At 40.4% G+C, this 21,384-nt stretch carries 18 protein-coding genes; 5 read left to right on the top strand and 13 right to left on the bottom strand.

What is annotated here, in order from left to right; translation table 11 throughout:
* The 3 genes from BM176_RS05230 to BM176_RS05240 all read right to left on the bottom strand — a co-directional run bounded on the left by BM176_RS05230 (window position 1) and on the right by BM176_RS05240 (window position 5,814).
* Window positions 1-1,065, bottom strand: coding sequence for a phosphatidylinositol-specific phospholipase C1-like protein (locus BM176_RS05230; RefSeq protein WP_090100298.1), 1,065 nt, complete (start codon window positions 1,063-1,065; stop codon window positions 1-3).
* 136 nt (window positions 1,066-1,201) lie between these two features.
* Entirely contained in the window at window positions 1,202-2,794 is a 1,593-nt protein-coding gene (locus tag BM176_RS05235; protein WP_177230302.1) for a RagB/SusD family nutrient uptake outer membrane protein, read from the bottom strand.
* A gap of 20 nt (window positions 2,795-2,814) precedes the next feature.
* Window positions 2,815-5,814, bottom strand: coding sequence for a SusC/RagA family TonB-linked outer membrane protein (locus tag BM176_RS05240; RefSeq protein WP_218162149.1), 3,000 nt, complete (start codon window positions 5,812-5,814; stop codon window positions 2,815-2,817).
* Between the two features lie 286 nt (window positions 5,815-6,100).
* Between BM176_RS05240 and BM176_RS05245 the strand changes: the two genes are divergently transcribed.
* The 5 genes from BM176_RS05245 (at window position 6,101) to BM176_RS05260 (ending at window position 9,951) form a co-directional block, all read left to right on the top strand.
* Window positions 6,101-6,958, top strand: coding sequence for a PKD domain-containing protein (locus tag BM176_RS05245; RefSeq protein ID WP_090100302.1), 858 nt, complete (start codon window positions 6,101-6,103; stop codon window positions 6,956-6,958).
* Between the two features lie 85 nt (window positions 6,959-7,043).
* On the top strand, window positions 7,044-8,396 hold the full coding sequence (locus BM176_RS05250; protein WP_218162150.1) for an AAA family ATPase: 1,353 nt from the start codon (window positions 7,044-7,046) through the stop codon (window positions 8,394-8,396).
* Window positions 8,381-8,611 (top strand): RloB domain-containing protein, encoded by a 231-nt coding sequence (locus BM176_RS32110; RefSeq protein WP_143097716.1) that lies wholly within the window; start codon window positions 8,381-8,383, stop codon window positions 8,609-8,611. Before BM176_RS05250 ends, BM176_RS32110 begins: the two co-directional genes overlap by 16 nt.
* Window positions 8,563-9,072, top strand: coding sequence for an RloB family protein (locus BM176_RS05255; protein ID WP_090100304.1), 510 nt, complete (start codon window positions 8,563-8,565; stop codon window positions 9,070-9,072). The genes BM176_RS32110 and BM176_RS05255 overlap by 49 nt, the downstream gene beginning before the upstream one ends.
* A gap of 315 nt (window positions 9,073-9,387) precedes the next feature.
* A complete protein-coding gene (locus BM176_RS05260; protein ID WP_090100306.1) occupies window positions 9,388-9,951 on the top strand; it encodes a hypothetical protein in 564 nt (187 codons plus the stop codon).
* A gap of 125 nt (window positions 9,952-10,076) precedes the next feature.
* On the opposite strand, the gene BM176_RS05265 is transcribed toward BM176_RS05260, so the two are convergent.
* The 10 genes from BM176_RS05265 to fabD all read right to left on the bottom strand — a co-directional run bounded on the left by BM176_RS05265 (window position 10,077) and on the right by fabD (window position 21,372).
* Window positions 10,077-10,877, bottom strand: coding sequence for a DUF4249 domain-containing protein (locus BM176_RS05265; protein ID WP_255373439.1), 801 nt, complete (start codon window positions 10,875-10,877; stop codon window positions 10,077-10,079).
* Window position 10,878: 1 nt separating this feature from the next.
* Window positions 10,879-13,194, bottom strand: coding sequence for a TonB-dependent receptor (locus BM176_RS05270; RefSeq protein WP_090100308.1), 2,316 nt, complete (start codon window positions 13,192-13,194; stop codon window positions 10,879-10,881).
* 67 nt (window positions 13,195-13,261) lie between these two features.
* The gene (locus BM176_RS05275; protein ID WP_090100310.1) at window positions 13,262-13,513 is read right to left on the bottom strand and encodes a P-loop NTPase family protein; all 252 of its coding nucleotides are present in this window, start codon (window positions 13,511-13,513) and stop codon (window positions 13,262-13,264) included.
* 359 nt (window positions 13,514-13,872) lie between these two features.
* A complete protein-coding gene (locus BM176_RS05280) occupies window positions 13,873-14,859 on the bottom strand; it encodes an acyltransferase domain-containing protein (protein ID WP_143097717.1) in 987 nt (328 codons plus the stop codon).
* 10 nt (window positions 14,860-14,869) lie between these two features.
* Entirely contained in the window at window positions 14,870-15,616 is a 747-nt protein-coding gene (locus BM176_RS05285) for a polyketide synthase (RefSeq protein ID WP_090100314.1), read from the bottom strand.
* Window positions 15,601-16,317 carry an enoyl-CoA hydratase/isomerase gene (locus BM176_RS05290; protein WP_255373440.1) on the bottom strand — a complete coding sequence of 239 codons (717 nt, stop codon included), beginning with the start codon at window positions 16,315-16,317 and terminating at the stop codon, window positions 15,601-15,603. Before BM176_RS05290 ends, BM176_RS05285 begins: the two co-directional genes overlap by 16 nt.
* Before the next feature lie 71 nt (window positions 16,318-16,388).
* Window positions 16,389-17,633, bottom strand: a complete 1,245-nt coding sequence (locus tag BM176_RS05295) for a hydroxymethylglutaryl-CoA synthase family protein (RefSeq protein ID WP_090100317.1) — start codon at window positions 17,631-17,633, stop codon at window positions 16,389-16,391.
* Between the two features lie 10 nt (window positions 17,634-17,643).
* The gene (locus BM176_RS05300) at window positions 17,644-18,891 is read right to left on the bottom strand and encodes a beta-ketoacyl synthase N-terminal-like domain-containing protein (RefSeq protein ID WP_090100319.1); all 1,248 of its coding nucleotides are present in this window, start codon (window positions 18,889-18,891) and stop codon (window positions 17,644-17,646) included.
* Window positions 18,888-19,130, bottom strand: a complete 243-nt coding sequence (locus BM176_RS05305) for a phosphopantetheine-binding protein (RefSeq protein ID WP_090100321.1) — start codon at window positions 19,128-19,130, stop codon at window positions 18,888-18,890. The genes BM176_RS05300 and BM176_RS05305 overlap by 4 nt, the downstream gene beginning before the upstream one ends.
* A 13-nt stretch (window positions 19,131-19,143) precedes the next feature.
* Window positions 19,144-21,372: an ACP S-malonyltransferase gene (gene fabD / locus BM176_RS05310; RefSeq protein WP_090100323.1), complete on the bottom strand. Its 2,229-nt coding sequence runs from the start codon at window positions 21,370-21,372 to the stop codon at window positions 19,144-19,146.
* Window positions 21,373-21,384 lie beyond the last annotated feature (12 nt).

The following is a 21,384-nucleotide window of genomic DNA, read 5'->3' on the forward strand; positions in this document are numbered from 1 at the left end:
TTATTTACTGAATACAGGATCTAATCTGAAATATTTACTATCACCATCAAAGCTGATCACATAATCTGATTTGAAATGCGTACTCTTCCTGTAATAATCTGTTGTAATGATTTGTGCACCGGAATTACAGGCAGCGATAAAACCGGACCTGTCATTTTCACGGGCTTCTTTGGTATCAGAATCTGCACGGGTGCGGATAATGTATCCTTTTTCTACCAGGGTTTTTATTTCCTGAAACCGCGGATTATTTCTGATCATCATAGCAGCTTCGGGTGTACCGGGATCTGCATTGGCAAACAATACACGTCCTTTTAAAGAAGGATGACCGGCTATATAAAGATCTCTTTTGTTTTTATTGTCGTCCAGCACGATCAGGAATTTACCTTTTGCTTTTGAAAGCGTAGGCCAGTTGTCGTGCAGTACAGCATCTTCCAATGTATTATATTTCCCTCTTACCATATCTGGTGTGAGCAACTGTGCTACTCCCAGATCTTCCCTGATTGTACTATCCAGCAGATCAAAAGTTGCAGCGGTGAATTTCTCTGGTACTGTCATTTCATGATTGGGTGCATCTCCATCTTTAGGTTCCATTGTAATAAATACAGGAGGATGACCGGGATGTTTTTCAGACCATGCTTTCAGTTCATGCAAACAACGTCTGAGTGTTAAACAATCACTGCGAAAATCCAGATCAGGCACATGTAATACTTTAAATCCAGGCTCGTTCATCACGCCTTCCGGATCGAATGGCGGCTGACCAGGAGCCCATTGTAATCCTTTGGGATGTGCATATTTTCCACCCTTTTCATCTGCATATACATCGATCTCCAGATTTAATAATCCCGTTTCCAGTTGTTCTGTTAATGAGATATGTTCATAGTCGATCTTGCTGGCAGAAACAGAATCCCTTTTACTGAACATGCTGAATAAAGCAGGATCGATAGCCTTCTTATAGCTGTTGTGCGAACCTATTACCTGTATTTTGTTGATGTGCACATTATCTGGTACACCTTTGTCCAAAACGGGTGTAACAACCATCAGTGTCAAACCTAATAATACTTTCATTGGATAAATTTTAAAGTTTGTTACGATTCTCTCTGATTAACACTTTAGCCCTAAATCAAAAAGAATTGATAATATCCTGTGCTGGTGAGCCCAGGACATTATCAATTCTTAAAACTAAATCATTCATCACTATCAGTTACTGGTCATATCCAGGATTCTGGATAAGGTTACCATTCAGTCTGATTTCAGTAATAGGTATAGGATAGATTCTTCTTCTGATATCTTTGTTCATGCTCAGCACATCATTTGGCAGCGGGTATTCCACTTCAAATTTACCAAAGCGGATCAGGTCATTCCTTCTCCATCCTTCCCATGAAAATTCACGGGCACGTTCATCTAATAATGTATCCAGTGTGAGATTAGTTACAGTAGGAGCACCAGCACGTGTACGCAATAAATTCACCAGGTATTCGGGAGTCTGTACTGCACCATTCACAGTGGTAGCAGCAGCGCCACGCATAATAGCTTCTGCTTTCATCAGCATTACATCTGCTAAACGGAATACAGGCACATCGTTTCCATTCAAACGAGTTAACTGGATGATCTGCGCATCAGGATAATATTTGATAGAACGTACACCGGATGCCTGACTTGCCTGGGTATTACCTAAGTCCATTGGTTTAGGTGGTACCAGAATCAGTGCTTTTGTGATAGTTATCTGTGTTGTACTGTTAGGATAATATACCGGCTGACTGGTAAAGCCACCAGCTCCATCCGGATAAAACTGTGGACCTACCAACCATGTTCTTGTTCTTGCATCACCGGCAAGATTAAAGCGGTCATAGAATTCCGGAGTAGTACTCATCGCAATACTTAAACCCACATTAAATCCATAAGCCTGCGCCAGGTAATAGTAAAAACCAAAACGGGTAAACTGATTACCGGCAATCTGCTGATCGTAAGGAACAGCAAAGATCGTTTCTGTGATCGCTGGACCATTATTCGGTAAGAAGATATCACGGTAGTTGGTATTCAGGGAATAGTTACGATTCGTTTGCACACTATCAGCCATGGCTACAACTTCAGGATAACGTGATACGCCTGTATATACTTCTGCATTCAGGTACATTTTAGCGAGCAATGCAAAAGCCATTCCTTTGGTAGGATGACCATACTGCAGCACATTTGTAGCTGCATTATCAGATTTGGCAGGTAACAGCTTTATAAGATCCAGCAATTCTGATTCAATATATTCAAATACTTTTTTCCTTGGCTGTGTACCTGGCAATTCATCTACAGGGAAAGTAGTGATCAGAGGAACGTTACCATAAGTATCCATCATAAAGAAGTAATATAAAGCGCGCATTCCTCTCACTTCTGCAATATCTGCTGCTTTAGAAACTGAATCGAGTGATGAAGCTCTTAATACGCTGATCAGGCGGTTACAATTATTAATACCACCAAAGCCCCACTGCCAGATACCAGTCACATAAGGATGATCGATAGTCCAGGTATGATAATGCATTTGACGGTACTGACCACCATCATCAAAGTTACCATCTCTTCCAGGGATGATAGCTTCATCTGTAGAAAGCTCCTGCATACGCCAGTAGTTGATGGCATAGTTGGAAGCAAGATTGGAATACATCGTTCCCAGTAACGCCGCATAATCCAGCGTTGTATTGGGGAAGTTACCGTTTACATACTGGGAGTCTACAGACACATCCAGTTTCCGGCAGGCACTAACAGTAACCAATACGGTCAAGGCTATTAAATATATTTTTCTCATGGTTGCAATCTTTAACTTAATTAAAATGAGGCATTCACACCAATAATGAACGTGCGTGTTTTAGGATAGAAATCTTTATTATCAATCCCTGGTGTTAAACCACCCATATTTATTTCCGGATCAATACCGCGGTATTTGGTGATTACGAAAAGGTTATTACCTGATACATAAAAACGAAGGCTCTTGATATTCTGTGTATGTGGCTTGATAGTATATCCAAGGGTAGCATTATCCATACGCAGATAAGAACCGCTCTCTAAGAAACGGTCGGAGATAAAGTATGCGTTGATATCATTGTAAGATTCACCTTCCGTAAAGTGGGGAATATTCTGAATCTTTGAATCTACCGGGTTATTCAATCCTGCCAGTGTAGCATTCAGAATCTTGTTACCCATAACACCGCGTACCAGGAAACTCAGATCAAAGTTCTTATAGTAGAAGTTGTTCGTCCATCCGTAAATCAGTGTAGGCTGCGCATTACCGTTAATTCTTGTATCTGTAGATAATGGTTGAACAGCTGTAGTAGTACCATCTGCCTTCTCATAAGTACTTACACCATTTGCATTTTTACCCAGGTAATGCCATAAGTTGAAAGTACCTAAAGCGTAACCCGGCTGAACGATCTGGCTATAAAGGAAACTCTGTCCTTTACCACCCAGTTGTGCTGTCTGGATATAATTAATCTTAAACTTATCGTTAGATAAATTCTCAATTACGTTTTTATTATGTGCTGCGTTAACAGATGTTCTCCAGGTAAAAGATTTTGTTCTAACAGGCGTACCGCTCAGTACAATTTCAATACCACTGTTTTTGATACTACCTACGTTTGCAGTATAGGTTGGTACAAAATACTGTGTTGTAGAAACAGGATACTGATCATAAATCAGATCGGATGTTTTCTTGATGTAGTAATCTACCGAACCACTTATCCTGTCTTTGAAAATACCGAAGTCAATACCGATGTTGGTAGTTGCAGTACTTTCCCATTTCAGATCAGGATTCTCGTTACGCACGGGACCGATTGCATTGGTGATATTACCATTGTATAAGAACTTGGAATTAGTAGCCGCAGAGCCATAGATGAGCAGGGAAGAGAACGCATTAAAACCTGCGCTGTTACCGGAAACACCATAACCCGCTCTTAATTTCAATACGCTGATAGCCTTAATTTTCTCCATGAACTTTTCACTACTGATATTCCATCCTGCAGAAATAGCAGGGAAATATCCCCAACGGTTATTTACACCAAATGCAGAAGAACCATCATTTCTCAATGAAGCCTGGAACAGATATTTTTCGTTATAAGAATACTGAATACGACCGTAGTAAGAAATCAGTCTTAATGTAGAAATAGGATTGTTATCAAAAGCTATCTGTGAAGTATTAGCCGGGTTTGATAAATACAGGTTGTTATATCCTAATGCATCATTTGAGAAATTCTGGGTAGTAATACCAAATCCATCATTTGATTTATCCTGCTGATAAGTATAACCTGCCAGTAATTTCATGCTATGCAATCCGAACACCCTGTCGTAGTTGAAATAAGATTCCAGTACACTGCTTGTATTCAGATAGGATTTTCTTGTTGCCAGTCCGTTAAAGTTCACTGCCAGACCGGATTTACTATTGTAATAGCTGTTAAAATTATTCTGATCGCGCTGTGTAGAAACTGATAAAGTATATTTCAATCCTTTGATGATATCTACCTGTGCTATACCGTTCACCATCGACTTACTATCGTCCGTTACCAGCTTGTTATTATCAACGAGAGACAGTGGATTTAAAGTACCACTACCAGTTCTCGCATAAAACTCTTTATAAGAACCATCTGCATTAAAAGGAGCTACGGTTGGCAGATAAAACAGTCTGTTAGATAATACATTCGTTTGCGAAATATCATCGCTTTTCGTATGACTGTTCGTGATAGTAAGACCCAATTTCAACCGATTGTTAAAGAAACGCTGATTAATATATCCTCTCAGGATAGTACGTTCCAATGAGGTATTCTTCAGGATACCGTCGTTCTTCAGATAGTTAGCACTGGCACCATAATCGGTAGTAGCAGTTGCGCCGCCATAAGAAACGTTGTGATTATGGGAATAACCTTTTCTTTCGGTCAGCTTTTGCCAGTCAGTATTTGAACCATCATCATTCAGAACGGGGATTAAGGTTTGTCCGTTTTTCTTGAGGTAAGCGCGCAGTTCATCGCCACTCAGCATATCGATACTTTTAGACACATTTTCTACGGCACCATAAGCACTGTAGGAAAGTCTTGCCTGTCCGGGTTTTGCCCTCCGGGTAGTAACGATGATTACACCATTCGCAGCACGCGCACCGTAGATAGCGGTAGCAGAGGCATCTTTCAGTACATCTATACTTTCAATATCAGCAGGCGCCAGCAGATCTATAGAAGCACCAGGCACACCATCTATCACATAAAATGGCTCCATTGCACCACCGGTAGTACGGATGGTAGAAGGTCCTCTCAATATAACAGCAGGAGCTGAATTCGGGTCACCACTTTTGGTTACATTCAAACCAGCAACCTTACCCTGTAAGAGTTCAGCAGGAGAGGTCAGTACACCCTGGTTAAACTCTTCTGATTTAATAGTGGTAATAGAACCGGTCACATCTTTTTTGCTGGATGTACCATATCCTATTACAACAACATCCTTTAACTGTTTGGTATCAGTAACCATTGTTACATTGATTACATTCTGAGTACCGGCTTTCACCTCTTTTGGAACTTCGCCCATAAGTGTAAAAGAGAGAATCGCATCAGGACTATTCACCACAATTGAATACGCACCATTGGCATTGGTAACAGTACCTGTAGTAGTACCTTTTACGGTAACGGTTACACCGGGCAATGGAGCATTGCTTTCGTCGGTAACGATCCCTTTAATGGTATTGCCTTCTTTTTGTTGGGCAAACGATGCTACAGCTAAGAGCATCACAAAAAGCCAGGTGAAAGCCGCTTTAGTTGTGGTACAACAAAAGGGTCTTAGTAAATTGTACATTTCCTTCATGTAATTTAATTGTTAAGGATTGCTGATGAAGTCTGAATTGCATTGTCTAATAGGGTATACGTTCGCCGGCCCCCTCTCCCCTTGCTCTTAACAATTAGTTCATATAAGGAGATTAAGGAGGTTGTGTCTTTAAACCAGGATTACGGCTTACGTGGAACTCTATCGGGCTACAGGGTTATCCTGGTATTTCACCTTTCTATTTGTCCAAATTACGGAAAAGCGATTGATTCGCAGGGTATTTCCTATTTTTGATATCTCTTGATAAGATAAGGTTATAATGAAACAGATTATATTAATTGCATTGGGGCTGATTACACTCAGTGCCTGCAAAAAAGACAGCCCGTCATCATCCGGTAATAAATATATCAGTAAAGTATTTGATTACCTTCCGGCTCCGGGCCAGTTCGTGAATGAAGAAGGTGCTGGTACTCCGGCAGCTGCTCAATTGTTGATTGGTAATAAAAATAATCTGGTATCCCTGGGAGGATATGGCGGATATATTGTATTCGGCTTTGATCATTCCATTGCTAACAGCGAAGGTTATGATATTGCTATTTATGGCAATGCGGTTAATGGTGCTTATGAATGGTCCGAACCGGGCATTGTTATGGTGAGTCAGGATACAAATGGCAATGGGCTGCCTGATGATAATTGGTATGAACTGGCCGGCAGTCAGTACGACAGTACCACTACGCTTAAAAACTACAGCATCACTTATTACAATCCCAGGGCAACTGCCGATGTAACATGGAAAGATAACAAGGGCAATACAGGAGTTGTGTTAGTTAATGCATCTCATCAACATTCTTATTATCCTTCCTTTGCTTCAAACCAGGATTCTATCACCTTTACAGGAACTTTGTTAAGAAGCACATTCACAAATAACGGTGGCATTTATATAAATTCCGGATTTGCCTGGGGCTATAGCGACAACTACTCCGCAAAAGATAATTACCAGGCTAATCATTACAACTCTTTTGATATAGACTGGGCAGTAGATGCAAACGGAAATAAAGTAACCCTCAAAACGGCAGATTTCGTAAAAGTATATACAGGACAGAACAACCAGGGGACTGCTGCTATGGGGGAAGTTTCAACGGAATTTGGCGGCGCAGCCGATCTGCATGTGAGATAAATTAAACAAAAAGCATACATAATTAGAGCCATCTGCATTCCGCAGGTGGCTTTTTTTGCCATAAAATGAGAGATTATCTCATTTTATGGCATTTTCAGTGTTTTTTAGTATATTTGAGAAAATATCTCAAAACAGACATATTATGTTACTAGAGTTCTCAGTTAGCAACTATTTATCTTTCAAGGCTAAAACTACTTTAAGCCTTGCTGCTACATCAATTAAAGAACACGTGGACAGTAATATCTTTTCTTCTGAACGTCAAAACCTTCTTAAAGGCGCTGTAATATATGGGGCAAACGCAAGTGGTAAAAGCAATTTTATAAAAGCAATGTCCACAATGAAACGTATGGTGTTGCAATCATTTGACCAATCATCTGCAGATGAGTTGGATATTACTCCATTTCTATTAAGTACCGAAACAGAGAAAGCACCATCCTCATTTGAAATCATATTTCTTATTGATAATATAAAGTATCGTTATGGATTTGAAGTAGACGATCATAATGTACATGCTGAATGGCTTTTTGAAACTCAAAAGCAAACGGAAAAGCCATTATTTATTCGCGAAAAAGATGGGATTGAGGTAATGGTAAAGGCATATCCTGAAGGAAAAGATTTGGAAGAACGGACAAGAGAAAATGCATTATTTCTTGCTGTAGTTGACCAGTTTAACGGGAAAATTGCCAAGCGGATTATGAAATGGTTTAACAATTTTATCACTATTTCCGGTCTAAGCCACGAGGGATATAAAGCGGTAACATTTGCTATGCTGGAAAATAAGAAAACGCAAAATCTCTTACTTGACTTTTATAGAAAGCTGGATATGGGATTTGATAATATTACCATTTCGAAGAATCCCTTTGACTCAAAAGAATTGCCAGGCGACTTGCCTGAAGGACTGCTTAAACAATTAATCACCGATTTGGAAGGTTCTTTCAGAATAGACATTAAAACCATCCATAAAAAGTATGATGCAAAAAATAAAGTAGTTGGGAATATAGAATTTGACATGAGAAGCCAGGAATCTTCAGGTACAAATAAATTATTTAATATTTCAGGCCCGGTGTTCGATGTTTTAAATGATGGAGGTGCACTTGTAGTGGATGAATTAGATGCAAGTCTCCATCCCTTGCTTACGCTGGCTATCACAAGGCTTTTTAATTCCAGTGAGTTCAACCGCAACAATGCCCAATTGATTTTTGCTACACATGATACCAATCTGTTATGCTATGGCAATTATCGCAGAGATCAGATTTATTTTATTGAAAAAAATCAATACGGTGCTTCTGAAATATATTCCCTGGTAGAATATAAAGAGGAAGGCAAAACCATTCGCAAGGACCGCTCTTTTGAAAAAGATTATATTGAAGGTCGTTATGGTGCTATTCCGTTTATTGGCAATCTTTCAAATATTATAACGGAATGGCAAGAAAAATAAAAATCCCCAATGAACGCTTAAAACGTTTTGAAAGAGAGGAACAGAAAAGAAAAAAAGATGTAAGAAGCAAAAGGAAATATTACCTCATTGTTTGTGAAGGAGCGAAAACTGAACCTAATTATTTTGAGGGTTTAAAGGATGATTTACCAAAAGGTGTACTTACTCATTGCCAGAAGATATTGAAGGAACGGGCAGAAATACACAGTCACTGGTAGATGAAGCACTTCGCTTAAAGCAATTATATGAAAAGGAATATAACAGGCCCGTTGACAGACTATGGACTGTTTTTGACAGAGACAGTTTCTCAGCAAGTGATTTTAATAATGCGGTGTTACGCTGTCAAAATTCGAAACCAGCAATAGGTTGTGCATGGAGCAATGAAGCATTTGAGTTATGGTATCTACTGCATTTTCATTATTATAATCATAACATGAGCAGAAAAGATTACCAGGGATTGATTGAGGATAACTTAAGACCGTTCGTTGGCGATGATTATAAATATCAAAAGAACAGTAAAGTGATGTATGACCTGCTCAAAGAACATGGGAGTTTGGAAAATGCAATTCGTAATGCAAAACGTCTGGCCGGTAATTTTGAGAATAGACAGGATTATGCCAATCATAATCCTTGTACAACAGTGTGGCAACTGGTGGAAGAACTAATGGAATTAAAATAATCATGTTTCCCCCCTTCTCATTATCAAACTAAAATAGACAACCCAAGGGTTAGATAATCCGGATCCTGGTTTACAGATCAAGAGCCATGGGAGAGCCAATCTGGTCCAAAAATCCTATATGCTTATATCCTGCTAAGCCCATTCCTATAAGGTTCTACCTAGGTTCCTATATGCTTAGCTTATAGGAACCATATAAGTAGCTTATAGGAATGTAGGTCGCACCTTATAAGAAATACCCGCAACCCCTTTATTTTCAATGGATTTTTAGTAAATTGTAATAGATATCTCTATTTTTAACCAAACTCTCAAAGAACCATGGCTATTGGAAATAACAATTTAATACTCAGCCACTTATCTGGAACTATTGGTAACCAGATAACAGTAAGACAAGTAGCAGGAGCTACAATCGTATCTAAAAAGCAAAAAAAGAAAACAAAGAGGTCTTCAGAGAAGCAGCTGGAAACACAGGATGTTTTTAAAGATGCATCCTATATTGCGAAACAGTTACTTCTGGATCCCGATCTGGAAGCATTTTACGCTTCTGTAGCAGGCCCCAGGCAAACAGCTTATAATATGGCATTGATGGATGCATATGAGCCACCTGAGATAACAAACATCACTACTGATCAATACATCGGGAATCCAGGTGACAAAATCATTGTCCGGGCTATTGATAAGTTGAGGGTGTACCAGGTAGTTGTGACCATCTATACTGCCGAAGGCACCTTGCTAGAGGAAGGGAATGCCATATTAGGCCGGAATGGTAAAGACTGGACCTATACCGCTACAAAAGAGCATGTGGTCTCTAAAGGGGCTAAAATCCAGACAATGGCAGAAGATATTCCCGCCAATAAGACTTACCGTGAGGTAATATTCTAAGAAATGAGGGTTATTATCAGCAAAAAGATAATAACCCTCATTTTATAACACTTCAACTAAAAAAAAATGCCCGACCCAATAAATTGGATCGGACATTTTTTATATACCTACAACTACAACGCTCTTTATGGTACTACGATAGTTCTTTCTTCTGTCGTATGTGCGCTGAAATATCCTAATGCGCCACCTGTAATATTAGTAACAGGGTTAGCTGGTGTGGCATTATTACTATTACCACTGGCGGCTTCTAAACTCGACCAGTATTTATACCCTGCAGGATCGATACATTCCATAACAACTCTTATGGTATCGCCTGTTTTTATTTTATTCTCGTCCTCATCATCGTCATCATTAAATGACAATAACGACGTAGTAATCTCATTACCATCTGTATAATCATCATTTCTCACAAATATGGTGCTTTCCCGCACGCCATTTTTGTACTGGATAAAATGATAACCATTACCCTTGCCCTCAGGATCTTTATACATTAAAGTAGCTACTTTTTTGACATCGCCGAACAAAGACTGATCATCTATGTAGATGCTGTCAATAGGCACCAGTACAGGTATTGTAGAAGGTGCGGTGAAAGTGAGGTCTCCAATATTTACAGTTAAAGTATATGTATGCCCGATAGTCCCATTGATGGCAGTTGTTTCATACACACCGGTGCTTGTTTCGGTTAATACTACAGGTGTTCCTCCATTATCGCTCACAGTAACTGTTGCGCCGCTAACACCCGGGAAGGTATTGTCTTCATCAAAATCTTTCGTCTGGGTAATCTTCACCTGGCAGGTGCCCGGTTCATTGGTAATATTCCCTTCTATCACATATTTCTTTGCTACACTATCCAGGTTTACATCAATAACCTTCTCACAGGAAGTAATGAATACCAGCAGTATTGCCATATTTATCAATAGCTTCATCTTATCTGAATTTAAAGTTGTAGGAAATGGAAGGAATAAATTTGAATAATGCCGTCTGCACAGCTTCTGTTTTAGAAGCGTCATCTTTATTGGTGCGGAACGTGATTGTATAAGCATTCTCACGACCATAAGCATTATACAGACTGAATGCCAGTTCTGAACTCCAGTGTTTCCTTACCTTTAATTGTTTTGTAGCACCGATATCAAGACGGTGATAATTAGGCATCCGGTAACCATTACGTTGTGTATAGTAATAATATACTTCGTTGCCCACTGTATACTTTCCACTTGGGAAGGATACAGCATCGCCAGTGTAATAGATCCAGTTAGCAGATAATGTCCACTTTTCATTCAGCTGATACATGGCAACAATTGCAATGTCATGCGTTCTGTCCTGCCGTGCATTGTACCAGGCACCACTATTAATACCGTCAATTTTCCTTTCTGTTTTGGATAAAGTATAACTAACCCATCCTGTCAGTTTACCTGCCTTTTTCTTCAATAACCATTCTACACCGTATGCCCGGCCTTTACCAAACAGCAATTGTGTTTCTATTGATCCATTTACAAATACATCGGCACCATCTCTGTAATCTATCTGGTGCTGCATGGTTTTATAATACGTTTCTACTGTCAGTTCATATTTATTACCCGCCAGGTTCTTATAGTAACCCAGTGATACCTGATCAGATATTTCTGGCTTGATGATATTCGTACTGGCTACCCATTTATCCGTAGGACTGGAAGTAGTTGAGTTAGAGATCAGGTGAAGGTTCTGCACATTACGAACATAAGATGCTTTTATGGAAGCACTGCTGTTTAACTGATAACTCATAGCCAGACGAGGTTCCAGGTTGAGGTAAGTCTTCACAAATTCACCGGACTTGTAATGCATAGTATCTTTTACATTACCATCCTTATCCAGGTTATAAAAATCACCTCCACCCAATATGCTGAATGCGGTTACACGCAATCCATAAGAAACATTAAATTTCTCTGTGGTTTTCCATACATCTGATAGGTACAATGCATTCTCCCATGAATATCTTTTCTGAAAGTCTTCACTGTTGAAGCTGGAGCCTGCCGAAGAAGTAATATCTCCGGGACGCATGGTATGATAGATAGAATTCAATCCAATACGAACGTTATGTTTATCACTGGCATACCATTGTATTTCTTCTTTGATATTCCAATCCCTTATCTGCGAATATAATTTCACATCATTGGCTCCATTTTTAATACTGATCTCATAACTATAATTACTGAAGATGAGTGATGTATTGGAGAATAATTTACTGTTGATGATATGATTCCAACGCAGTGTGCCTGTTCCATTTCCCCATTTCAAACCGAAGTTATCTCCTACTCCTAATTTATCAGCACCGAAATATCCTGACAGATAAATCTTATCACGATCTCCCAACTGATAATTTATTTTACCATTAAGGTCATAGAAATACAGCTTATTATTATTGAGTGTAGTATCGCTTGATAACTTCAGAAACATATCTGCATAAGTTCTTCTACCGGAAATCAGGAAAGAAGATTTACCTTTTTGTACAGGTCCTTCTACATTCAGTTTAGAAGATATCAGACCAATACCGCCACTTACATTATAGTCCTGATCATTACCATCATTCATTTTAATATCCAGTACAGAGGATAACCTGCCACCATATTGTGCAGGCATACCACCTTTATATACTGTTACATCCTTGATGGCATCTGAATTAAAAGTAGAAAAGAAACCTAGCAGGTGAGACGCATTATATACAGGAGCCTCATCCAGCAATATCAGATTCTGATCTGCAGCACCTCCACGAACAAAAAAACCGGCATTACCCTCCCCGGCAGATTTAATGCCTGGTAAAAGCTGTATTGCTTTCATTACATCCCTTTCGCCCAACAGCATCGGGATGTTCTTCATTTCTTTGGTTGTTAATTTCTCTATCCCCATCTGTGTGCCTTTGATACTTCTCCCCTGAGTAGTACCATTAATAACTACTTCATTCAGAGTACTGGAAGACTCTTCGAGTGCAAGATTGATGATAGTATCCCTGGTCAGCACAATATTTAGTGATGCAGTTTGCAGGCCCATTGAACTTATCTCAATAGTATGGGCTCCTTTAGGTAGGGTAAGGGAATAAAAGCCATATTCATTGGTAACGGTACCGGTGTTTTTACTCCGGACAGATGCCCCAATAAGGCTTTCTCCATTCTTACGGGCTTTCAAAGTACCACTGATGGTATGCTTTTGCTGGGCAAATGTGAACGTACCCGGTAGCAATAGCACTATCAACAGGATTAGTTTATTCATAGTATATCTGATTTGTTAAAGACTAAATTTATTTGTGCTTACAGTAACACCTTCCTGTAAATGTGATCTATTCGTTGGCTATGGCTATACGCTGTTGCTGGCCACTTGACAATTTGGAAGAAGGCTTTAACACCTGATCCTGTAAGCGCGGCAAAGTTAGTTTTTCACAAGCTCTTTCCTTTGTTTCTTTATAAGAATATTCTCTTAATCGTAATGCCGGCATCATCATAATGTTAAGATGGGTAAATCTTCTTTTAAGACGGATATCTCTGCGTAATATTGTAACTTTTATATTTTTTCTGACAATTCTTACTCCCATCGGGCATCAGGGCTGTTTATAACAAGTAATGCCCTAAAGATTTCTTCCATTATTCTCCGGTTATATCCTGTCTATACCTTCTGATAAGGATACAAAACTATTTTTTTGGCGGCCTGCCATTCCCGGAATTATAGCAAATGCACTAACTTTTATAGCAAACAGGGTCTAAGGCATAAAAGATTAGTATAATACATATCCACTTTTGTATAAAACAGCTATCTCTCCACTTTATATTTGTAGAAGCAGGTACTGCTGTGCGCAGCGGAAAGTTATGGGAAGACTATGATCTGAACAAACCAGCTTTAGGCAACACGAAACTTGAAACGTTTGCAAAGGAGTTTGCGGCTAAGTTTTAATCATTAGCAGGAGCTAATACTATTGGAGCTGCTCTCAAAGCTCCGTATTAGCTCCTGTAGTTTCTCCAACTGATCCAGTTCACGGCCGAAAGGGGTCATTAATGGTAAGGTTACAGACGATGACGTTTTGGATAGATTGTATTTAATAAAAGTAGCGGCAGTACCAGAAGGTCCAAGATCAATATAAAGGCAGGGCTGTTTACTTTCAAGAAACCTGACCATAACAGGAAAATTGGAATATGCACGCACAACTTCCCAAAAGTAATTATCAGGTATGACAGGCATGGGGTTACCTGTTATACCAGATATAAATCCTTTTTCAGGGGCCAGCAGGGAGATGCCCCCTGTATAGTAATCAAATCCATTCCGGCCACTGTCTATGAGTGGTGAATGGAAAGGATAGCTGACGGCTAAACGTAAATAGTTAATATCCTGCTTTTCCAGCAGCAACTGAAAACGATCAAGATCGGCGGCAGTACCTGATAATGTAAAGTGGCCAGGGAAATTATCAGCCGCCAGGTAAAGACCATGCTGCTGATAAAGGATTTTTAATGAGCTATCATGTTGATGAATAACAGCTATCATCCCTCCCTGCACATCATTTCTGACTATAGATCTGGCCTGCTCTATTGCCGCTTCTATTGCCATCCCGGCAGACCAGATTCCGCTGACTACTCCTGCGGCAAACTCTCCCAGGCTATTGCCGGATACAAAATCAGGTTGAATACCTATCTCTTTTAACACACAATACATAGCAATCTCTATTGCCACAATAGCCGGGTGTGTAATAAGCAAATCATCAAAGGGAGTACCTGTAAAATTATATAATTCATCCACCAGAGATCTTCCCAGCTGTTGCTGAACAAACAGATCACTTTGTAAAAGACTCTGCCTGAAAACAGGATTATGCTCAAAAAGCTGTCTTCCCATTCCACGGTAGTGACTCCCCTGACCGGAAAACAGGTATACTATCTTCATTTTATTTTCCACATCAGCAGATTTACTTCCCAAAAAGAGATTCGATCAACATGGGTACTTCCGGCTGTCTGAAAGTGATCTGATGCATAGCCAGCTCTTTTTCAATAATTCCGGGCAATATTGAATTGATGGTCTCATTTTTATGTGCCTTGAGCATCATGAGGGATAATCTTGTTTTTTCTGCAAGACAGAATGCCAGCTCTATAGCTTCCTTCAATACATCTGCTTTAGGTACTACTCTTAATGGAATACCACGTTCTTTCAATTCTGCCCCTCTGAAATTCCTGGCAGAAAATAACATTTCATTACCGATGGCTTCTCCCAGTTTTAATGGAACAATCATCGTGGCACCCATGCCCGGCGTAAAGCCGTATTTCATGAAATTAGTGGTGTAAATATTCTCTTTGCCAAGGATAGGAAAGTCTGCATATAAACCAAATACAAATCCGCCGCCGATACCATGTCCCTGCATTGCTGCAACAACGGGTAACTTACAATCCAGCGGCAGACTGGCAAAGTTGAGGTCATTGAATGTTATTTCGCCTTTACAGATCCGGAATAATTCACGTTGCGAACCTCCGCAACAAAAATAATTATCATAACCGGTAAGTACAACTACCTTATAAGTTGGATGTTCATCAATCTGTTTGAATACTTTGATTAAAGCTTCTATTAATTCTATTGAAAATACATTACGGGCTTCACGATCTTCCATTGTTACCTGGACAACATCATTTCCCAACTCTGTTAACCTTAAGACTTCTCCCATGGAAATTTTTCGTTTTTAATGAAGTTCTGAATATTTAGCTGCACCTTCTCAGAGCTTACCAGGGAAGTGATTTTATCAACAGCCAGTTGTTGCGTTTCTTCACTGATAATCCAGAGGGCAGACATATATTGTTTAAGCGACAGAATAGTGGCGGTATCCAGTCGTGTTAAACGCAACAGATTTTTCCTTACACTATCACTTATATTGGTAGTCAGTTCATCTGCCAGTCCAATCTGCCAGGCTCTCTCTGCCGTTACTCCCTGCGTGGTAAGGGTGAGCCACATCGCTTTCTGATAACCTATCCTCCTTATTAAAAAAGGCAATACGCAGGCTGGTAATAATCCGAATAGTGCCTCAGATAATCCAAAAGTAACTCCGGGATCAGCAATCACTATATCACTGGCTGCAACCAAACCAATTCCTCCAGCATTCACCTTACCTTCAACTTTAGCTATAATGACTTTAGAGCAACCGGAAAAATGTTTCAGTAAATTGTAGTAGCCATTAGGGTCATTCCCTACAATTGCTTCCGCCGAACCTTCGCTTGCAGCATTAAAGTCCATGCCTGTGCAGAAATGATCCGGCAGCCCTTCCAGCACCACCACTTTTACCTCTTCATCTGTTTCTACCAGTTGTAATACCTCCATCATTTCCTGCATCAACAGGGCATTCAGACTATTATTAGCTAGGGGTCTGTACATTTGAAGATATAATACCCCTTTCTGGGTACGTATTTTAATACAGCTGTATGTCTGTTCCATTAACTGCATCATTATACCCATTTATATATTCTGTGATAATTTTTGATCTCAGTAAAGATGAGACGGCCTTTGCCTTCCACATGACTGAATGCGCGGGGAAATTGAGAGGAATCTATTTTAAGATCCCTGGTTCCGAATTTTTGTTCTCCATTCGTTTCAAAGGTATGATGATACTCATCCATTGATAACATGTAACGATCATTCAGATGTTTGGTTAAATTAGATTCACGCAGTTTTTCCTGTGACTGTGCAGTAACAATACCGCTGTAAAATTCTGAAGAACAGCCGGAGCCATAAGAGAATAAGCCAACCCTTTTAGGCTTATCAAAATCTCCATTATCAATTGTACTTGCCAATGCAAGATGAGCTGTTGCCCCCATGATATTCCCTACCCGCTGACAATAAGCCAGTGATGGCTTTACTCTTCTGTTAAAGTCTGCTTCTATCTGCTCAGTAGCAGCCCGTTTAAACTTACGCATATTGGAGCGATGTGCTCCTTTTACCATTCCTCCAAATGGAGTGTGAAAAGCAAGGTATTCGAAAGTAGAAACATAGTCAGCTCCTTCTACTCTTTTCTGATATTCCCTGAATGCATTTTCACAACAATCCAGATAAGATAATAATGAAAGATCAGCATCTCCGGCTTCCTGATCCGGAACCGGCCTGCAGGTATCCATTACTTCATAACCGTAATAACCGTTGGCTCCTTTATCAACCTGGAAAATAACAGGATAATCACTGATGAGCATAGCTACTGCCCCAGAGCCGGTGCTGGGTTCAGCAAAAGAAGCTTCCATAGAACCATCTACAAGACTCATCCTGGAAATATCTGTACAGATAACCAATACTTTTCTTCCCGGAGAAACCTGGGCATAGATAAAGTTGAGCGCCATCTGAAAACCTGCCGTTCCGGAGTAGCAGGCATTCTTAATCTCTATTAAACGGCAATTCCTGTTCAATCCTAAATAATGATGGATATAGGTACTCATAGACTTTCCAAAGTCTATCCCTGATTCTGTGCAGGTGATCACCATATCGATACGATCTCTCTCTTCCTGTGAAAGTTTATCAATAATTGGCTTTGCAGCATTTACACCATTGGATATAGGGTCCTCATAAGGCATAGGCACCGTTTTTTCTACCATCAGCAGGTTCTCAAACCTGTCGATATTTAAATTCCTTACCTTCGCCAGTTCAACAACATTCAATGCTGCAGATCCGCAATAAATATTCATAGCCTCTATTCCAGCTTTCATAACTTTTATTTTATCTCTTAATAATAATGGATGTATTTATACCTCCGAAACCAAAGCTGTTATTAACAGCATAACTGATATCTGCAGAAACAGCCTTTTCTCTTACCCAATTAATCTGAGAGGAAATCGGATTTGTAAGGTTATTATTTACATGCAAAAAACCTTCCTTCATCTGGATAAGGCAGCTGATAGCCTCCACCAGCCCGGCAGCAGACAAAGCATGTCCAATTAAAGATTTGGTACTGTTGGCGCTTACGCCTTCCAATCCTACAGCCAGTAAGGCCGCTACTTCCGCTTTATCCCCTGCCAGAGAAGCGGTACCATGTGTATTTACATAATCAATCTGAGCAGCTGTAAGTCCGGCAGATTTCAATGCAGCTTTCATTGCCTTTTCCTCTCCGGCAGCAGCAGGTTCTGGTCCTCTGCTGGCATCCAGATTTGCGCCATAACCGGCAATGGTTCCATAAGCCTTTCTTTGTCTGTCAGCTGCATGCCGGGCAGATTCAAGTATCAGACAACCGGCAGATTGTCCATATACAAAACCGGCATGCCCGGTGTCAAATGGCCGGCAAATCTGTTCGGGAAACTGCCCCTCATTTATAACGGCCATTGCACCTAATGCGGTAAATCCCTGCCATTCATAAATGGATAATTCCATGAAGGGGGCTACAACTAATACGATATCATATTCTCCACTGCCAATCAGCCGGCAGCCCTGAATAATACCCATATTACCACTGGCAGAGGCGGCACTGATAGCATGACCTTCTCCGGAGATCTTTAGTATAGCAGAGATAGCACTCATGCAGTCTGTATCAAAGAAATTGAATCCATAATTCGGATTCATGAATTGCAATTTCTCTCTGCATTTATCCCGTACCACTTCCAGTGAAGCCTGTTGCGTATTACTGCCCGCCGATACAATAGCTATTCTGTCCGGGCTGATGCCTGCATCCGCCAAACCTGCATCTGCCCACGCTTCCAGCGCACAATACACTCCTGCAGATGCACTCCCGGAAATATGCCGCAGACCCTTTGCTTTATCAATCAGTGTTTTATCAAGATTGAGTTCATCAAGTGAAAAATTCTCCATTCCTTTCGCCACAGGAAATCTGAATAAACGGTTGCCCTGTTCAAATGTGGCTATTGAGAAACTGGTTGTTCCTTCCCTTAAAGCATCTGTATAACGGCTCACTCCTATACCAACGGGCGTAATCACCCCCATGCCGGTTACCTGCACCTCATTACCTTCTTTCATCGCTGCTGCTTTTGAATAATCAGATCTGCCAGTTCATTAACGGTCTGTGCACTTACAAATTCAATGCGGGAAACTTCAAGATCCAGCCGCTCCAGCGTGAGCATGATCAATTCTGCACGGTCGATAGAATTTGCTCCCATGTCTACAAAAGTTTCATCCAGTGAAACGGATCCTTCTGATAGTTCCGGAATAATTTCTACCAGGTTTCCGACAATCAGTTTTACAATTTGTTCTTTCATATGGTTCTATTTTTTACGCGTTAATAATAGCAAGCATTCCTTTTAATAATTGTGCAGTATCTTCCATCATCTTTATACCAATTTCATCCACATGACGGTTGCGCCAGTTTTCCAGGGCAGTCCCTTTAACCCATTGGTTAAAAGCGCCTAATGCAGGACCGGTATGCACCTGAAAATCCACTTTATTTTCTATATTACCATCAAACGCAAGCCTGCCGCTATAACCAAAGTACCAACGGAAAACCAATGCCATCTTAATTCTTCCCTGCTGTTCCGCTTTGATAATCTCAGCATTTTCACCTTTACTGTTATAATACTTTTTCGTTTCCTCCCATATCTCGGCAAGGCTCCTTTTGAAATAATTCTTTTCCAGTTGCTGAATAACTTTTTCAGGAATTTCTTCTAAAGAATTATACTGATTATAAAGGGCATATAATTTATTGGCTCTCACAGGAAACAATACTCCTTTCTTCAACACCTGAATCTTTGCTCCAATCTCAAACATATCACCCGCAGGTGCATAATCAGTATCCTGCACATTCATATCCTGCAGTATATCTTTTACAGCATCACTTGTACCTGCTTCTACCGTGCACTGATTGATAGAACCGGAAAGAATAAAATCTGCCCCCATTACATAAGCACAGGCGGCTGCCTGTGGTGTACCAATTCCTCCTGCCAAACCAACCCTGATCTTATAACTATATTCTTTTTCAATTTCTTTTCTCAGCTGTTGAATGGCAGGTAACAACACCAGTGCAATTCCACCATCTGTATGTCCACCGGAATCAGCCTCCACACAGATATCATGACTAACAGGCACAAGCCGGGCAAGCACAGACTGTTCTTCTGTAATTTGTCCATCATCCAGTAATCTCTTCACCAGTTTTTCCGGCGCAGGACGCATAAATACTTCCGCTACTTCCGGTCTTGAAATTTTGGCGAGTATCTTATGATCACAGATCACTTCACCATTGATTCCTTTTCTCAACCCTTTCAGCCGGAACAGCACCAACGCAACTGTAATCTGCATAAATGCCGATGCCTCTATATTTTTGATTCCATACTCCATGAACAGTTGAATCGTTTTCAATTCAAAAGAAGGATCATTCAGATTATGAAGCATATTCATTCCATATGGCTGACCGTTTTTCAACTGTGCCTGAATTTCCCGGATATTCTTTTCTATCTCTGAAAGAGACAATCCTCCTGTACCCAGAAAGGACATCATGCCGGCATTTCCCATGCGGATCACCAGCTGGCTGGAAGCAATTCCTCTATACATCGCGCCCGCGAGATAAGTATATTTTATACCATAATCTTCCCGGAACATTTTATTACCCAGGCGCATTGCCAGCGGTACAGTATTATCATTCACAGGTGCAGCCTTTTCTTCAACAATAGGGGTACAACTACCTGCAATCTCATTTACCATTTTAGTAAGAATCACACTCCCGGTTTCATCATAAGCGGTTACACCTTTTCCCATCAGAAAACGTATCGTATCTGTCCATTGAACGGCACTTGAGATCTGTACACTCAGCAAGGATGCTATCTGATCATTTTCGTATGGCCTTGCCGTTACGTTTGAGATTACCGGAAGCTGTAAAGGAGAAAATGCAAAATCTTTCAGGAAAACGGCAAATTCTGCAGCAGCAGATTCCATATACCTGGAGTGAAAAGGGGCACTTACAAATAACGGAATAATCTTAATCCCACGGCTATCAAAATCCTTTACCACTTTATTAATATCGGCTTGCTGACCAGAGATCACCACTTGTGTGGGTGTATTATAATTCGCTACGTCAATGCCGGTGTATCCACCATCCGATAACATTTTCTTCAGGGTTTCTACAGTACATCCCAGAATAGCAGCCATACCTCCTCCCGATGCGGCAGCCATCAGTGCGCCTCTTTTCTGCACCAGCTTAAGGCCTGTTTCAAAATCAAATGCACCTGCTGCTAAAAGCGCATTATACTCTCCCAGACTATGTCCTGCCAGGTAAGCTGCATCATTATTACGATGCTGATTATAATATTGCAAAGCATTCACCACAAATAATGCAGGCTGTGTATAAGCGGTATTACCCAGCTTACGTTCCGGGTCTTTTACACAAAGTTCTTCCAGATCATATCCTAACAAAGCGGAAGCCTGCTCCGTTTCCCTGCTGAATAATTTAAATAACTCCTTACCCATTCCTTTATACTGTGATCCCTGCCCGGGAAACATAATAGCTTTCATATACCTGATGAC

It is taken from the genome of Chitinophaga sp. CF118, assembly GCF_900112615.1.
Taxonomy (GTDB): Bacteria; Bacteroidota; Bacteroidia; order Chitinophagales; family Chitinophagaceae; genus Chitinophaga.

Coding starts and splice junctions, on each gene's coding strand:
- BM176_RS05230 (WP_090100298.1), bottom strand. CDS start 1,065: ATGAAAGTATTATTAGGTTTGACACTGATGGTTGTTACACCCGTTTTG.
- BM176_RS05235 (WP_177230302.1), bottom strand. CDS start 2,794: ATGAGAAAAATATATTTAATAGCCTTGACCGTATTGGTTACTGTTAGT.
- BM176_RS05240 (WP_218162149.1), bottom strand. CDS start 5,814: ATGTACAATTTACTAAGACCCTTTTGTTGTACCACAACTAAAGCGGCT.
- BM176_RS05245 (WP_090100302.1), top strand. CDS start 6,101: ATGAAACAGATTATATTAATTGCATTGGGGCTGATTACACTCAGTGCC.
- BM176_RS05250 (WP_218162150.1), top strand. CDS start 7,044: ATGGCATTTTCAGTGTTTTTTAGTATATTTGAGAAAATATCTCAAAAC.
- BM176_RS32110 (WP_143097716.1), top strand. CDS start 8,381: ATGGCAAGAAAAATAAAAATCCCCAATGAACGCTTAAAACGTTTTGAA.
- BM176_RS05260 (WP_090100306.1), top strand. CDS start 9,388: ATGGCTATTGGAAATAACAATTTAATACTCAGCCACTTATCTGGAACT.
- BM176_RS05265 (WP_255373439.1), bottom strand. CDS start 10,877: ATGAAGCTATTGATAAATATGGCAATACTGCTGGTATTCATTACTTCC.
- BM176_RS05270 (WP_090100308.1), bottom strand. CDS start 13,194: ATGAATAAACTAATCCTGTTGATAGTGCTATTGCTACCGGGTACGTTC.
- BM176_RS05275 (WP_090100310.1), bottom strand. CDS start 13,513: ATGGGAGTAAGAATTGTCAGAAAAAATATAAAAGTTACAATATTACGC.
- BM176_RS05285 (WP_090100314.1), bottom strand. CDS start 15,616: ATGGGAGAAGTCTTAAGGTTAACAGAGTTGGGAAATGATGTTGTCCAG.
- BM176_RS05290 (WP_255373440.1), bottom strand. CDS start 16,317: ATGTACAGACCCCTAGCTAATAATAGTCTGAATGCCCTGTTGATGCAG.
- BM176_RS05295 (WP_090100317.1), bottom strand. CDS start 17,633: ATGAAAGCTGGAATAGAGGCTATGAATATTTATTGCGGATCTGCAGCA.
- BM176_RS05300 (WP_090100319.1), bottom strand. CDS start 18,891: ATGAAAGAAGGTAATGAGGTGCAGGTAACCGGCATGGGGGTGATTACG.
- BM176_RS05305 (WP_090100321.1), bottom strand. CDS start 19,130: ATGAAAGAACAAATTGTAAAACTGATTGTCGGAAACCTGGTAGAAATT.
- fabD (WP_090100323.1), bottom strand. CDS start 21,372: ATGAAAGCTATTATGTTTCCCGGGCAGGGATCACAGTATAAAGGAATG.